The sequence below is a fragment of the Streptomyces sp. NPDC107559 genome, from assembly GCF_055657365.1.
This window is the reverse complement of record NZ_JBVKBD010000022.1, coordinates 1-13,633: the sequence shown is the minus strand read 5'-3', so window position 1 is coordinate 13,633 and position 13,633 is coordinate 1. Positions and strand designations below refer to the sequence as shown.

The window sequence follows — 13,633 nt, the reverse complement described above, 5'->3', positions numbered from 1 at the left end:
CCGTCGAGCGCCGTCCGGTGCCGTCGAACGCCCGCCCAGTGCCGTCAGGTGCCGGAGGCCGGGGCGGAGGCCTGCTGGTCGGCGTCGTCCTCCGCGGCGTACGCGAGGAAGTCGTCGACCATGCGGTGGAACAGCGTGGCGAGCTGGCTCAGTTCCTGCGGGGACCAGTCGGCGAGCGCCAGCTGCATGCCGCGGGTGCCGGCGTCCCGGATCCGGCCGACGGCCCGGCGGCCCGCCACGGTCAGCTGGATGCGCTGGGCCCGGCCGTCGTCGGGGTCGGGCACCCGGGTGACATAGCCGGACTTCTCCAGCTGCTGCACCGTACGGGTGACGTGCGAGGCCTCCACTCCGAGCCGCTGGGCCAGCTCCCCCGGGCGGAGCGCGTCGGAGTCGGCGATCTGCCGCAGCAGCGCCACGGCCGCCCGGTCCAGCGGCACCCCGGCCAGGGCCATGAGCCGGTCGTGCTGCCGGGCGCGGGTGCTCAGATAGGTGATGCGGGAGAGCGCCCGCTCGATCTCGACGACTTCCGGGGAGGCGGCAGGGGCGGCGGGGAGCGGTGACGTGGACATACACACCAGGTTACCATATCGTTGCGTAACTCAAGTAACTAATCCGCGGCCCCGGCCGCCGCACCCCCAGCATCCCGCATCCGGGCCCTGCGGCGTCGCGGGGGACGGCGCCGTTCAGGGGAAACCCGCGGGCCGCACGCGTGACGCGGGCCGGGTCCGTCGACATCTGACCCGTGACCCTGCCGCTGATCGCCCCCATGCTCGCCATGCCCGGCACCCTGCCGCCCCCCGCGCAGGACGCGCACTGGGCGTACGAGACCAAGCAGGACGGCCAGCGGGTCGTGGCCTACCTGGCCGGGGACGGCGGCGTGCTGCTGCGGGCCAGGTCCGGCGAGGACATCACCGCCGCCTACCCCGAACTGCGGACGCTGGGCGACGCGCTGGGCACCACACCTGCCGTACTGGACGGGGAGGTGCTGGCGCTCGACGCGGACGGACGCGCCGACTTCCAGCTCCTGCAGTCCCGGATGGGCCTGGCCCACGCACCGGCGAGAGCGGCCCGCCGTGCCGCCGAAGTCCCCGTCCATCTCGTCCTGTTCGACGTCATGCACCTCGGCACCCGACCCCTGCTGGCCGAGCCCTACCGCCGTCGGCGCTCCCGGCTGGAGGAGCTCGGTCTGCAGGGCCCGTACTGGTCGACACCGGCCGCCCTCGTCGGCCACGGCGAGCAGGCCCTGCGCGCCACCCGCGAGCACGGCCTGGAGGGCCTGGTCTGCAAACAGCTGGACTCGGTCTACGAATCGGGAGTGCGCTCGCGGGCCTGGACCAAGATCCGCAACCTGCGCACCGAGGACGTGATCGTCGGCGGCTGGGTGCCCGGCCGGGGGCGCCTGACCGGCCTGCCCGGCGCCGTCCTGGTGGGGCAGCGCACCGAGGGACGGCTGCGCTATGTCGGCAGCGTGGGCACCGGCTGGAGCGAGGCCGAGCGGGCCGACCTCGCCGCGCTGCTGGAGGCCGCCGCGACGGACCGGTGCCCGTTCGACGCCGCGCCGCCGATCGCGGGCGCGCACTGGGTGCTGCCCCGGCTGGTCGGCGAGGTCCGCTTCAGCACCCGCACCCGGGCCGGGATGCTGCGCCAGCCGTCCTGGCAGCGGCTGCGCCCCGATCTGGCGCCCGAGGAGTCGGCCGCCGTCCTGCCGGACCTGCCGGACGACTCCGCCTGACGATCAATCACCGTCCAGTATTGGGCTGCGCCTCATCGCCTGTACACACGCCGCCCCTTGGCCCGGAGGTCGAAACCCGGGAAGCTGAACTCCCCATTCCCCCACAGCCGTTGGGCTGCGCCCGGACCATGAGGAGGACGCAGTGTCGTCACCGAAGTTCAAGGCACACCGCAGGAGATGGATCACCGGCCTGGCCGGGGCCGCCGCTCTGGTCCTCGCCTTCCCCTCCGCCGCCTTCGCCGCGCCGCCGCAGGCGCTGCCCTCCAACGCCGAGGCCGCGGAACTGACCTACCAGCCCGCGTTCGACTACGACACGGACGGCTGCTACCCCACGCCGGCCATCGGCCCGGACGGGACCGTCAACGGCGGCCTCAACCCGAGCGGCGCCCTCAACGGCCAGTGCCGGGACGCCTCGGACCTGGACAACACCAACAGCTACTCGCGCTACAAGTGCAACAACGGCTGGTGCGCGTACCTGTATGGCCTGTACTTCGAGAAGGACCAGGCGGTGGCCGGCAGCGGTCTCGGCGGCCACCGCAACGACTGGGAACACGTCGTGGTGTGGGTGCAGAACGGCCAGGTGCAGTACGTCTCGACGTCCAACCACGGCTCGTTCACCGTGCACGCGGTCTCCACCGTGCGCTTCGAGGGCACGCACGCCAAGGTCGTCTACCACAAGGACGGCATCAGCACGCACTGCTTCCGGCTGGCCAACACCAACGACGAGCCGCCGGAGAACCACAAGCACACCTGGCAGTACCCGCCGCTGGTCGGCTGGAACGGCTACCCGGCCGGTCTGCGCGACAAGTTGAGCGCCTACAACTTCGGCAGCGCCAACTTCGGCCTGAAGGACAGCAATTTCGCCTCCCACCTCTCCTCGGCGAAGCCGTCCGGCATCACGTTCGACCCCAACGCCTGACCGCGCCACCGCTCGCCGCCCCGCCCGCGCTCCGGGCCCCGGAACCCGCACGGTTCCGGGGCCCGTGGGGGATGATGTGCGGATGGACGATCTTCCCGACGCGGTGCCCGGCGCTCCCCTGGTCCGGCACGCCACCCGCGCCGATCTGCCGCGGGTCGCCGAACTCGCCGCGCAGCACGCGCAGTACGAGCGTGCCGCGCCGCCCGTGGCCGATCTCGCCGATCGCCTGGCCGGTCTCCTCTTCGACGGCCCCGCGCCCCGGCTCGTCTGTCTGCTGGCCGAACTGCCCGGCGGCGAGGTGGCCGGATACGCCACGTGCGCTCCCGTGCTGTCCACCTGGGACGGCCGCGACTACCTCCACATGGACTGTCTGTTCCTGGCCCCGGCCCATCGCGGACTGGGCCTCGGCTCCCTGCTGATGGACGCGGTGGTGGCCGAGGCGGCCGGCCGGGGCATGGCCGAGGTGCAGTGGCAGACGCCCGCGTGGAACGAGGGGGCGATCCGGTTCTACGACCGTCTCGGGGGGCGCGCGATGGAGAAGGTGCGCTACAGCCTGCCGGTGTCCCGTTGAACGCGGTTTGTGTCTGAGGGGCCCTCAGGAGGGTCTATCGTGTCCGCATGTCCGTTCCCGAATTGATCCGGATCGTCTCCCGCGACTCGCCCATGGCGCTGGCCCAGGTGGAGCGGGTGCGTGCCGAGTTGGCGGTTCTGCACCCCGGTGTCCGTACCGAGGTCGTGCCCGTGAAGACGACCGGCGACAAGTGGATGGGCGACCTGTCCCAGGTCGAGGGCAAGGGCGCGTTCACCAAGGAGGTCGACGCGGCGCTGCTGGCCGGCGAGGCCGATCTCGCGGTGCACTGCGTCAAGGACGTACCGGCGGACCGGCCGCTCCCGGCGGGCACGGTGTTCGCCGCGTTCCTGAAGCGGGACGACATCCGCGACGCCCTCGTCCACCCCGGCGGACTGACCCTCGACGAACTGCCCGCGGGGACCCGGATCGGCACCTCCTCGGTGCGCCGGATCGCCCAGCTGGCGGCCACGCACCCGCAGCTGGAGTGCGTGCCGTTCCGCGGCAACGCCAACCGGCGGCTGGAGAAGCTGGCGGCCGGCGAGGCCGACGCGCTGCTGCTTGCGGTGTCCGGGCTGGAGCGGATCGGCCGGAGCGACGTGATCAGCGAGGTGCTGTCGCCGGAGACGATGATGCCGCCGATCGGCGCGGGTGTCCTCGCCCTTCAGTGCCGGGAGGGCGACAGCGAGCTCATCGACGCCGTCAGCGGGCTCGGCGACCCGGCCACCCATCGGGAGGCCACCGCGGAGCGCATGTTCCTGCATGTGCTCCAGGGCCACTGCAACAGCCCGATCGCCGGGTTCGCGCGGGTCGACCGCAGTGGTGAGCTCTCGCTGCGTGCTTGTGTGTTCACCCCTGACGGCAAGACTCGGCTGAACGCCCACGAATGGGCGGGGCGGCTCGATCCGGCCACTCTGGGCACCTCGGTCGCCGTGGCCCTGCTGCGGCAGGGCGCCCGCGAGATCATCGACGGCATCCCGCACTGAGGCGGCTCCCCGCCCGGAGCGCGGCCCTGCCGGGCGGCCCCGTCGGGCGGCCCCGTCGGCGCGGCCGGGTCAGGCGGTGCCCTCTTCGGCCTGGTCCCGCAGGAAGTTGCTCACCTGGCCGGCCAGGCCCTCCCGCCCCGCGGCGCCCGTGGCGGGGGCGACGGACCCCTCGCGCAGCCCCAGGCCGCCGGTCCACAGCCGCCGGTCGGTCCACTCCTCGTCGACCCGGAGCTGGATCTGCACGTCGATCAGGCCGAGGGCGGCCTCGGGGCCCGCGGCGAACAGCACGGCGGTGGCCCGGCGCAGCGGGTAGACGTCGAAGCCCTCGATGAACTGGGTGTTGCGCCAGTCGATGAACGCACTCTCGCCCTCGGGACCGATGCGTACGTCGATCTGGCCGTCCTCCAGGTGGATGCCGAGGTGCCGCTCGCCCCGGTTCTCGACCGTGACGCGCAGGCGGAAGTACGTCATCCCCTCGGCGGCGTCGTCACGGCCGCGCGGCGGCTCGGCCGCCTCCAGCCCATGGACGCGGACACGCAGACCGGCGTGCTCGTCGTACTCCCGCCAGTCATCGACCACGTTCGGCTCGTACACAGTCCTACCTCTCGACTTCTGAGGCTGCTTCCTATCCGTGCGCTCAGTGCACTGTCAAATATGCGTAATGCGCCGTGGCCAGCGAATTCGACCTATTTGATCGTTGATCAAGCTGTGCGCAGGAGGAATCCGGATCCGGGCGGCGCGAGGCTCTGTGCGGGGCGTGCCGCACATCACTTCTCCGGGTGAGTTCAGCGGGCCAGTCGGCCCAGCAGCGAGGAGGCGGCGGCGATGCCCGCCGCGGCGGCCACGAAAAGCACCCCGAAGTCGGCCGCGAGGTGCGCGTGCGTGCCCAGCAGAAGCCCGCGCAGCGCGTCGACCTGATAGCTCAGCGGGTTGGCCAGGCTGACGGCCTGGAGCCAGCCGGGCATGACGGAGACCGGGTAGAGGGCGTTGGATCCGAAGAACAGCGGCATCGTGATCGCCTGGCCGAAGCCCATGAGACGGTCACGGCTGAGCACGATGCCCGCGATGGTCATCGACAGACAGGAGAAGAAGGCCGAGCCCAGGACCACGGCCGCGGCCACGCCCAGCAGTTTCAGCGGGTTCCAGGTCAGGGCCACGCCGAGGACCGCGGCGATGACGACGACCACGACCGCCTGGATCAGTGACTTCACCCCGGCCGCGAACGCCTTGCCGGTGATCAGTGCCGCCCGTGGCGTGGGTGTGACCAGCAGTTTGTTGAGGATGCCGGCGTCCCGCTCCCAGATGATCTGGATGCCGTAGAAGATCGCGATGAACATCGCGGACTGGGCGATGATGCCGGGGGCGAGGTAGTCGATGTAGGGGATGCCGTCGGTGGGGATCGCCTTGATCCGGGTGAAGGTCTGGCCGAAGATCAGCAGCCACAGGGCGGGCTGGACGGCGCGGGTGTACAGCTCCGTACGGTCGTGGCGCAGTTTCTGGAGTTCGACGGCGCACATCGCGCCGACCCGGGCGGGCAGCAGCCTCCAGCCCGCCCGGGGCCGGGGCGGCCGCAGCAGCAGGCCGATGTCCTTGCCGGGGAGGTGGTCAGCCGACACGGTGTGCGGTGCGGCGGGTGCTTCGGACATCGCGGAAGTCTCCTGACTTGTCGTCGAGGCCGCTGCCGGCGACGTCGCGGAAGACGTCCTCCAGCGTCGGCAGCGCGGCGGAGGCCGCCGTGCCCTCGGCGCGCCGGCGTTCGCCGAGTCCGCGCCTGAGTTCGGCCGGGGTGCCGAGGGCGCGGATACGGCCGCGGTGCATCAGGCCGACCCGGTCGCAGTACTGGTCGGCCTCGTCCATGTAGTGCGTGGTCACCAGGACGGTCATGCCGGTGGCGGCGCGTACGGCGTTGATGTGGTCCCAGACCCCGGTTCGGGCGATGGGGTCGAGGCCGATCGTCGGCTCGTCCAGGATCAGCAGGCGGGGGGCGCTGACCAGCGCCTGGGCGAGTTCGAGGCGGCGGACCATGCCGCCGGAGTAGGTGCTCGCCAGGCGGTCCGCGGCCTCCTCCAGGTCCACCGCGGCCAGGGCCTGGCCGACCCGTTCGGCGCGCTCACGGCGCGGCACGTCGAACACCCGGGCGAACAGGGCGACGTTCTCGCGTCCGGTGAGGCCCGCGTCGGCGGACAGCTGCTGCGGTACGTAGCCGAGCATGCGGCGTACGGCCATCTGCTCCCCGGCCGCGTCGTGGCCGAAGACGCGGACCGTGCCGGCCGGGACCGGCAGCAGGGTGGTGATGCAGCGGATCGCGGTGGTCTTGCCGGCGCCGTTCGGGCCGAGCAGTCCGAAGGTCTCGCCCTCGGCCACCGACAGGTCCAGCCCGTCGACGGCGGTCGTGGCGCCGAAGGAGTAGGTGAGCTGTGCGCAGCGGACGGCCTCGGCCGGTCCTTCGACGTTCGGGGTCATGACTCCTCGGCTTCCTCGCGCAGGGTGGCGGCCAGCCGGCGCAGGGCCGGGACGGCCGCGCCGAGTGCTTCCCGGTCCGCCTCGTCGAGCCGGGCCACATGGCGGCGCAGCAGGTCGGCGCGGCGTTCCTGCCAGGCGCGCAGCCGGGCCTCGGCGGCCCCGGTCAGCAGCAGCCGGGCGGCCCGCCGGTCGGCGGGGTCGGTCTCACGGATCAGAAAGCCGTCCCGGACGAGCTTGTTGACCAGGGTCGAGACCGAATTGCCCGCCAGGCAGAGCTCCTTGGCCGCATCGCCGACGCCGATCCCGGGCCGCGCCTCGACCAGGCGCAGCAGCTCCACCTCGGCACCGCGCAGCCGCGGCGCGCCCAGCCCGGCCCGCAGCCGGCGTCTGATCAGCCGGTGCACCCCGACCAGCGCCTGGGCCAGCTCCTCGGGGAAGGTCTCCCGCTGCTCCATGCCTCCGAGATTAGCTCTGCATCAGAGGTATCGGCACCAAGGAAGGGTCAAGAGCGGCGGCCGCCGGACGCCCGGCCGCGCCCCGGCACGACGCCCGCGCCGGGCCGCCCACGCCGGGGAATTTCACTCCCCGAATTCCTTCGAATTCATAAGGTGGCTTTTCCGCAGGTATTCACATAATTGTTTCGGAAGTGTCCGGGCGGGGAATTCGAATTCCAGTGCTTCGGACAGGAGGCACGCCCGCGGGGTTCCGCCCGCAGGCTCCGGCCTCCGTCCAACGGCCCGAGCGTGCGTCTCCCGCGGGGTCCGTCCATCCGGCACCCCACTGAGGGAGGCGCGCAGATGCGTACCGCCATCAGGACGAAACAACATCCGCACGACGACGCCCCTGACACCACCGAGTCCTTCGCACGATTCGCGCGGCTGCCCGCGGGCCCCGAGCGCACGGAGCTGCGCGACGAACTCGTCCGGCTCTGGCTGCCGATGGCCGAGCGGATCGCCGTCCGCTTCCGCGGTCGCGGCGAGACCCTGGAGGACCTGTACCAGGTGGCCGCCCTGGGGCTCGTCAAAGCGGTCGACCACTACGACCCGGCGCGCGGCCGGGTCTTCGAGGCGTACGCGGTACCGACCATCACCGGTGAGATCAAGCGCCACTTCCGCGACCACATGTGGACGCTGCACGTCCCGCGCCGCGTCCAGGACCTGCGCAACCAGGTGCGGAAAGCCACCAAGGAGCTGGCGCCCTCGCTGTCCGGGCGCCATGCCACCGTGGCCGAGCTCGCCGAGCACACCGGGCTCGACGAGGACGAGGTGCGCGCCGGGCTGGAGGCGCTGGACTGCTTCACGGCGCTGTCGCTGGAGGCCGAGATGCCCGGCACCGAGGGGTACGCCCTGGCCGACGCGCTCGGCGGTCCGGATCCGGCCTACGACACCGTCGTCGACCGGGTGTCCGTGACGCCCTGCCTCCAGGCACTGCCTGAGCGCGAACGCACCATCCTGTATCTGCGCTTCTTCGGCGGCATGACCCAGAACACCATCGCGGAGCAGCTGGGCATCTCGCAGATGCACGTCTCGCGGCTGCTCAGCGGCTGCTTCGCCCGGCTGCGCGCGGAGATCGAGGAGGGCAAGGAGGGCGACTGAGCCGTGCTCGCCCGGCCGCCGCCCTGCCACCGCCCTGCCACCGTCCGGCCGCCGCGGCCGGCCGCGGTCCGGCCCGTCACCCGGCCGGGGGTGCGCCCGGGATCTGTGCGGGGCCATACCGGTCCAGCGCGTCGTCCAGCTCCGCGCGGATCTCCGCGGGCATCTCGCCGCTGCGTCCCCAGAGCACGATCGTCTCCGCGACATAGCGCAGCTTGACGTTCGTGTGCTGGGAGACGTCCTTGAGCACCAGCCATCCCTGGTCCGGTGTCACCCGCCCCAGCGCCACGACCATGCCGATCGCCTGGTCCACCACGGCGTGGGAGACCACCGCCTCCTTGAGCTGGTCGATCTCCTCCTGGAGCCGGAAGACGCGGTCCGTCTCGTCCCCAGGCACGTCCGGTACGCCTGCCACGCTTCCATCGTGGCACGCGTGCGACCCCTCGCCACCGGGGGTACTCGGCAGGCGCAGGGAGCGGTTCCCACCGGACACTGGAAGGGGACCGGTGCCCCTCCGGGAGGGAGGGAGCCGGTGGCCCCCCTCCCGGGCGACGAGATCGGAACGCGAGCACCATGAACCACGACACGAGCCCCTCCACCTCGACCTCCACCCAGAAGCCCCTGTCGACCCACTCCGTGTTCGGCGCGCCCTGCTGGGTGAGCCTGACCAGCCGCGACCTGAAGGCGGCGGAGGAGTTCTACAGCGCCGTACTGGGCTGGCAGTGGCGCACGGCGAAACTCGGCGACCAGTTCCGCATCGCGATGGTGGGTGAGGCTCCGGTCGCCGGGATCGCCGCGGTCGCCGGCATGTGGCAGATGGCGGTGGCCTGGACGCCGTACTTCGCCGTGCGCAGCGCGGACGAGGCGGTGTCACGGGTCCGCGAGCGCGGCGGCACCGCCGCGGTGGGACCGATCTCCCTCAAGCCGGGCCGGGCGGCCCTGCTGGCCGACCGGGACGGCGCCACCTTCGGGATCTGGGAGGGGTCACTCTTCTCCGACTGGGAGACGTGGCGGGAGGTGTCCCCCGCCTTCATCCGGCTGCACACCCGTGACGCGTTCGACGCCGCCATCTTCTACGGCGAGGTACTCGAATGGGCGTCCGACTGCCCCGGTTGCTGCGAGGTGCACTACGAGGGCGGCGAGGTCGTGCTGCGCAGCCGGGGCGACGTCGTGGCCCGGATCGTCTCCGGGGCGCTGGAGGCGGCCCCCGACCCCACCATCCGGCCGCACTGGCAGGTGCACTTCGCGGTCGACGACCCGACGGCCTGCGCGCGGGACGCGGAGCGGCACGGCGGCACCATCCTGCACCGGAGCCCCGACATGGTGGTGCTGCGCGACCCCGACGGCGCCCAGTTCACGGTGACCTCGCACCACGCGCGCTGAGAGCGAAGTTCTGAGAACCCGCCTCACCTGCTGCGGCGGGCGGGGCGGGTGAGCAGCACCAGGCTGCGTGGTCCGACGGTCAGGACGGTGTCCGCCTTGTGTTCCGTCTCGTCCGGGGCACCGTCCTGCTCCATGGTGTCGATCAGGGTCGTCCAGCGTTCGCCGTAGGCGGTGCCCGGCAGCCGGAAGTCGACCGGCTCCCAGTAGCTGTTGAGCAGCAGCAGGAACGAGTCGTCGACGACGGGCCGGCCCTGCGGGTCGGGCTCGGCGATGGCGTCACCGTTGAGGAAGACCCCGACCGAGTGCGCGTCGGCGCGCCGCCAGTCCCGGTCGGTCATCTCGCGCGCGTCGGGCAGCAGCCACACGAGGTCGGGCAGGGGCCGGTCGGCGTGGGTGGGCGTCTCGCCGTGGAAGAAGCGACGGCGGCGCAGGACGGGGTGGGCGGAGCGCAGCGCGATCGCGTACCGGGTGAACTCCAGCAGCCGACGCTGCTCCTCGCCCGGCCGCCAGTCGACCCAGGAGACCTCGTTGTCCTGGCAGTAGGCGTTGTTGTTGCCGCGCTGGGTGCGCCCGAGCTCGTCGCCGTGGCAGAGCATCGGGATGCCCTGCGACAGCAGCAGGGTGGCCAGGAAGTTGCGCTGCTGACGGGCCCTCAGCCGCAGCACGCCCGGGTCGCGGGTCGGGCCCTCGGCGCCGCAGTTCCAGGAGCGGTTGTCGCTCGCGCCGTCCCGGTTGCCCTCGCCGTTGGCCTCGTTGTGCTTGTCGTTGTACGAGACGAGGTCACGCAGGGTGAACCCGTCGTGCGCGGTCACGAAGTTGACGCTGGCGCGGGGCCGGCGCCGGCTGTGCGCGTAGATGTCCGCGGAACCGGTCAGACGGGAGGCGAACTCGCCGAGCGTGTGCTCCTCCGCGCGCCAGAAGTCCCGTACGGCGTCCCGGTACTTGCCGTTCCACTCCGACCACAGCTGGGGGAAGTTGCCCACCTGGTAGCCGCCCTCGCCGAGGTCCCACGGCTCGGCGATGAGCTTGACCCTGCTGATCACCGGGTCCTGCTGGATGAGGTCGAAGAACGCCGACAGCCGGTCCACCTCGTGGAACTGCCGTGCCAGCGTCGCCGCCAGATCGAAGCGGAACCCGTCGACGTGCATCTCGGTCACCCAGTACCGCAGCGAGTCCATGATCAGCTGTAGGACGTAGGGGTGCCGCATGAGCAGGCTGTTGCCGGTGCCGGTGGTGTCGTAGTAGTGCGACCAGTCGCCGTCGACCAGCCGGTAGTACGAGGCGTTGTCTATGCCGCGGAAGGAGAGGGTGGGTCCCTTCTCGTTGCCCTCGGCGGTGTGGTTGTAGACCACGTCGAGGATCACTTCGAGCCCGGCCGCGTGCAGCGCCTTCACCATCGCCTTGAACTCGGCGACCTGTTGGCCCCGGGTGCCGTGGGCGGCGTAGGCGTTGTGCGGGGCGAAGAAGCCGATCGTGTTGTAGCCCCAGTAGTTGGACAGCCCGCGGCCCTGGAGCACGCCGTCCTGCACGAACTGGTGGACGGGCATCAGTTCGACCGCGGTGACGCCCAGCGAGGTGAGGTGTTCCAGGACCGCGGGGTGGGCGAGTCCCGCGTAGGTGCCGCGCAGTTCGGACGGCACGTCGGGGTGGGTGCGGGTCAGCCCCCGGACGTGGGCCTCGTAGATCACGGTGTCGGCGTACGACCGGAGGGGCGGGCGGTCGTCGCCCCAGTCGAAGCCGGAGTCGATCACCACGCCGAGCATGGTGTGCCCGGCGCTGTCGGCCGGGTCGGGTCCGTCGGGCGCGCGCTCGTACAGCGAGGCGTGGCCGTCGATCTGACCGTCCACGGCCCTGGCGTACGGATCGAGCAGCAGCTTCGCGGGATTGCAGCGGTGCCCGGAGCCGGGGTGCCACGGCCCGTGCACCCGGTAGCCGTAGCGCTGCCCCGGGCCGACACCGGCGAGATAGCCGTGCCAGACGAAGCCGTCGACCTCGGTCAGCGGGATCTGCCGGTGCGTGCCGTCGTCGTCCACGAGGACCAGGTCCACGCGCTCGGCGACCTCGCTGAAGAGTGCGAAGTTGGTGCCCCTCCCGTCGAATTCGGCACCCAACGGGTAGGGGTGCCCGCTCCTGGCGGACACCCCTGCCGTGGACTTCCGGGGTGACTTCCGCGGTGACTTCCGGCGTGACTTCGCGGTCACCGGGCGACCGCCAGGACGCCGTCCGTGGGGTCGGCCAGCGCCGCGACCCGCAGCGCCCGGGGCACCTGAAGCACCTCCCGCAGGCTCGGCTCGGGCACGGTGGGCACCAGCGGGACGCGTTCGCCGGCCCGGGCGCGCTGCGAGAACCAGATGACCTTGGAGCCGGTGCCGGTGGCGCAGCAGCCCCAGCCGTCACTCATCGCGGCGATGCGCCCCAGGCAGTCGCGCAGGTCCGGGTCCGGGCGCAGATCGCAGTCGTTCTCGCCGATGGCGGTGATCAGGTGCTGGCGGTTCCACCACATCTCGACCGTCGCGCTCTTGTCCGTGGCGTGTTCGTCGATGGCCTTCAGCAGGAGCTCGGTGCCATGGCAGACCGGCTCGACCAGCGTCTCGAGGTCCCAGAGCCGGAGATGGGCGGCCAGGATGCGCCTGACCTGGTCCACGCGTTCCGGATCGACTTCCACGTCGAGGTGGTAGTAACAGGGCACTGCGCTCTTCATCGTCGTTGGCTCCTCACCGGCAAGGTTCTCGGTGGACCTCGACCCCGTAGGCCGAGGTCCACGAACACGAAGCGTGAACGGTAGTCGCTCCTGAGTCACATCCACAGTGCGGCTGCTACGCCATTCGTGCAACACGAGCGCACCACAACCAAGATCCAACAGGACGCTGGGTCATCGCGCGTGCACCATAAGTGAAAGCCTTGAGAGCCGCGCCCTGTCGGCGCCTCTGCGTGCCCGATCTCCCGGGCGACGCACCTCTCGAAATCCCGGAAGGTGAACAGCGCCATGCTGCTACCCGCGAAAGCCGAAGTCGCCCGTCACCTGAGGCGTTACCGGTCATGGGAGCGCGCGATGCTCGCCGCACCGGGTGACCGCTCGGTTCGGGCCACCTTCGAGGATTCCGGATACACCCTGTGCGTGCTGATGGGCAAGCGCTGCGCCCGCGAGGCGGCCGAGGCCGCCGAACGCTATCTGGGCAGCGCCGCCGGACCGTATCTGAGGGAGCGGAGCGGGCGTGGCCGGCCGAAGACCCCCGCGCACAGCGGAGCCCTCGCGCTCCGGCATTCCCCGGCGGAGCACTAGCCCTCCCCGGTGCAGCTTGGACAGTCCGAACAGCCGGGCCGCGGACGGCCCGTCGACCAGCACGGCGGAGGTCAACACATGAAGTCCACCAGGGCCATCGGCAGGATCCCGGTACGGGGGGTCCGCCCTCGGGTGGAGTGCGGCAGACGCCCGGCCAAGGCGGTCGTGGGAGAGGCGATCCAGGTCACCGCCACCGTCTTCCGCGAGGGCCACGAAGCCGTTGCCGCCAACGTCGTCCTGCGGGACCCCGAAGGACGCCGCGGCCCCTGGACGCCGATGCGTGAACTCGCCCCGGGCACCGACCTGTGGGGCGCCGACGTGCGCCCGGACGCGACAGGGCGCTGGACGTACACGGTCGAGGCGTGGTCCGACCCCGTGACCACCTGGCGCCGGCACGCCGAGATCAAGATCCCGGCCGGCCTCGACACGGGCCTGGTCCTGGAGGAGGGCGGAAAGCTCTACGAGCGGGCGGCGGCCCGGGTGCCGAAGGGGCCCGGCCGCACCCTGGTCCGGGAGGCGTCGCGGCGACTGCTCGACGACTCGCTGCCGGTGGCGGCGCGGCTGGCGGCGGCGCTGACGCCGGAGGTGGACGAGGTCCTTGCCCGCCATCCACTGCGTGAACTGCTCACCGCCTCGGCGCCGTTGCCGCTGCTGGTGGAACGCGAACGGGCCCTGTACGGCGCCTGGTACGAGTTCTTCCCCCGCTC

The 13,633-nt window shown here is 71.8% G+C and carries 16 protein-coding genes; 8 read left to right on the top strand and 8 right to left on the bottom strand.

Annotated elements, in window-relative coordinates:
* Window positions 1–44: 44 nt before the first annotated feature.
* Window positions 45–569 (bottom strand): MarR family winged helix-turn-helix transcriptional regulator, encoded by a 525-nt coding sequence (locus tag ACZ7OY_RS38480; protein WP_472250224.1) that lies wholly within the window; start codon window positions 567–569, stop codon window positions 45–47.
* Between the two features lie 173 nt (window positions 570–742).
* On the opposite strand from ACZ7OY_RS38480, the gene ligD reads away from it, so the two are divergent.
* The 4 genes from ligD (at window position 743) to hemC (ending at window position 4,205) form a co-directional block, all read left to right on the top strand.
* A complete protein-coding gene (gene ligD, locus ACZ7OY_RS38475; protein ID WP_472250223.1) occupies window positions 743–1,732 on the top strand; it encodes a non-homologous end-joining DNA ligase in 990 nt (329 codons plus the stop codon).
* Between the two features lie 142 nt (window positions 1,733–1,874).
* Complete coding sequence (locus tag ACZ7OY_RS38470) at window positions 1,875–2,651, top strand: NPP1 family protein (protein WP_384724738.1); 777 nt, start codon at window positions 1,875–1,877, stop codon at window positions 2,649–2,651.
* Window positions 2,652–2,733: 82 nt separating this feature from the next.
* A complete protein-coding gene (locus ACZ7OY_RS38465; RefSeq protein WP_472250222.1) occupies window positions 2,734–3,222 on the top strand; it encodes a GNAT family N-acetyltransferase in 489 nt (162 codons plus the stop codon).
* 47 nt (window positions 3,223–3,269) lie between these two features.
* Entirely contained in the window at window positions 3,270–4,205 is a 936-nt protein-coding gene (gene hemC / locus ACZ7OY_RS38460; RefSeq protein ID WP_472250221.1) for a hydroxymethylbilane synthase, read from the top strand.
* Window positions 4,206–4,274: 69 nt separating this feature from the next.
* Here the strand turns inward: hemC and ACZ7OY_RS38455 are convergent, their stop codons facing one another.
* The 4 genes from ACZ7OY_RS38455 to ACZ7OY_RS38440 all read right to left on the bottom strand — a co-directional run bounded on the left by ACZ7OY_RS38455 (window position 4,275) and on the right by ACZ7OY_RS38440 (window position 7,123).
* Window positions 4,275–4,799, bottom strand: a complete 525-nt coding sequence (locus ACZ7OY_RS38455) for a hypothetical protein (RefSeq protein ID WP_472250220.1) — start codon at window positions 4,797–4,799, stop codon at window positions 4,275–4,277.
* Window positions 4,800–4,990: 191 nt separating this feature from the next.
* Window positions 4,991–5,851 (bottom strand): ABC transporter permease, encoded by an 861-nt coding sequence (locus tag ACZ7OY_RS38450; RefSeq protein WP_472250219.1) that lies wholly within the window; start codon window positions 5,849–5,851, stop codon window positions 4,991–4,993.
* Window positions 5,811–6,668, bottom strand: coding sequence for an ABC transporter ATP-binding protein (locus tag ACZ7OY_RS38445; RefSeq protein ID WP_351616426.1), 858 nt, complete (start codon window positions 6,666–6,668; stop codon window positions 5,811–5,813). The genes ACZ7OY_RS38450 and ACZ7OY_RS38445 overlap by 41 nt, the downstream gene beginning before the upstream one ends.
* Window positions 6,665–7,123: a MarR family winged helix-turn-helix transcriptional regulator gene (locus ACZ7OY_RS38440; protein WP_384724743.1), complete on the bottom strand. Its 459-nt coding sequence runs from the start codon at window positions 7,121–7,123 to the stop codon at window positions 6,665–6,667. The genes ACZ7OY_RS38445 and ACZ7OY_RS38440 overlap by 4 nt, the downstream gene beginning before the upstream one ends.
* Before the next feature lie 342 nt (window positions 7,124–7,465).
* On the opposite strand from ACZ7OY_RS38440, the gene ACZ7OY_RS38435 reads away from it, so the two are divergent.
* Window positions 7,466–8,263 carry a SigB/SigF/SigG family RNA polymerase sigma factor gene (locus ACZ7OY_RS38435; protein ID WP_472250218.1) on the top strand — a complete coding sequence of 266 codons (798 nt, stop codon included), beginning with the start codon at window positions 7,466–7,468 and terminating at the stop codon, window positions 8,261–8,263.
* Between the two features lie 76 nt (window positions 8,264–8,339).
* Here the strand turns inward: ACZ7OY_RS38435 and ACZ7OY_RS38430 are convergent, their stop codons facing one another.
* Window positions 8,340–8,675, bottom strand: a complete 336-nt coding sequence (locus ACZ7OY_RS38430) for an ANTAR domain-containing protein (protein WP_472250217.1) — start codon at window positions 8,673–8,675, stop codon at window positions 8,340–8,342.
* A gap of 158 nt (window positions 8,676–8,833) precedes the next feature.
* Between ACZ7OY_RS38430 and ACZ7OY_RS38425 the strand changes: the two genes are divergently transcribed.
* Complete coding sequence (locus tag ACZ7OY_RS38425; RefSeq protein WP_351616416.1) at window positions 8,834–9,643, top strand: VOC family protein; 810 nt, start codon at window positions 8,834–8,836, stop codon at window positions 9,641–9,643.
* 23 nt (window positions 9,644–9,666) lie between these two features.
* Here ACZ7OY_RS38425 and glgX read toward each other — a convergent pair whose 3' ends face one another.
* Both glgX and ACZ7OY_RS38415 read right to left on the bottom strand, forming a co-directional pair.
* On the bottom strand, window positions 9,667–11,784 hold the full coding sequence (gene glgX / locus ACZ7OY_RS38420) for a glycogen debranching protein GlgX (protein ID WP_472250216.1): 2,118 nt from the start codon (window positions 11,782–11,784) through the stop codon (window positions 9,667–9,669).
* Between the two features lie 56 nt (window positions 11,785–11,840).
* Entirely contained in the window at window positions 11,841–12,344 is a 504-nt protein-coding gene (locus ACZ7OY_RS38415; protein ID WP_384724747.1) for a pep a2, read from the bottom strand.
* 285 nt (window positions 12,345–12,629) lie between these two features.
* On the opposite strand from ACZ7OY_RS38415, the gene ACZ7OY_RS38410 reads away from it, so the two are divergent.
* Both ACZ7OY_RS38410 and ACZ7OY_RS38405 read left to right on the top strand, forming a co-directional pair.
* Window positions 12,630–12,926 carry a DUF5133 domain-containing protein gene (locus tag ACZ7OY_RS38410; RefSeq protein ID WP_384724748.1) on the top strand — a complete coding sequence of 99 codons (297 nt, stop codon included), beginning with the start codon at window positions 12,630–12,632 and terminating at the stop codon, window positions 12,924–12,926.
* 78 nt (window positions 12,927–13,004) lie between these two features.
* Window positions 13,005–13,633: maltotransferase domain-containing protein (locus tag ACZ7OY_RS38405; protein ID WP_472250215.1), on the top strand; the 629-nt coding region annotated here is incomplete at its 3' end.

What these genes read in the sequence shown, in the direction of transcription:
- ACZ7OY_RS38480 (WP_472250224.1), bottom strand. Translation starts at nt 569, where the DNA reads ATGTCCACGTCACCGCTCCCCGCCGCCCCTGCCGCCTCCCCGGAAGTC.
- ACZ7OY_RS38465 (WP_472250222.1), top strand. Translation starts at nt 2,734, where the DNA reads ATGGACGATCTTCCCGACGCGGTGCCCGGCGCTCCCCTGGTCCGGCAC.
- hemC (WP_472250221.1), top strand. Translation starts at nt 3,270, where the DNA reads ATGTCCGTTCCCGAATTGATCCGGATCGTCTCCCGCGACTCGCCCATG.
- ACZ7OY_RS38450 (WP_472250219.1), bottom strand. Translation starts at nt 5,851, where the DNA reads ATGTCCGAAGCACCCGCCGCACCGCACACCGTGTCGGCTGACCACCTC.
- ACZ7OY_RS38445 (WP_351616426.1), bottom strand. Translation starts at nt 6,668, where the DNA reads ATGACCCCGAACGTCGAAGGACCGGCCGAGGCCGTCCGCTGCGCACAG.
- ACZ7OY_RS38440 (WP_384724743.1), bottom strand. Translation starts at nt 7,123, where the DNA reads ATGGAGCAGCGGGAGACCTTCCCCGAGGAGCTGGCCCAGGCGCTGGTC.
- ACZ7OY_RS38435 (WP_472250218.1), top strand. Translation starts at nt 7,466, where the DNA reads ATGCGTACCGCCATCAGGACGAAACAACATCCGCACGACGACGCCCCT.
- ACZ7OY_RS38425 (WP_351616416.1), top strand. Translation starts at nt 8,834, where the DNA reads ATGAACCACGACACGAGCCCCTCCACCTCGACCTCCACCCAGAAGCCC.
- ACZ7OY_RS38415 (WP_384724747.1), bottom strand. Translation starts at nt 12,344, where the DNA reads ATGAAGAGCGCAGTGCCCTGTTACTACCACCTCGACGTGGAAGTCGAT.
- ACZ7OY_RS38410 (WP_384724748.1), top strand. Translation starts at nt 12,630, where the DNA reads ATGCTGCTACCCGCGAAAGCCGAAGTCGCCCGTCACCTGAGGCGTTAC.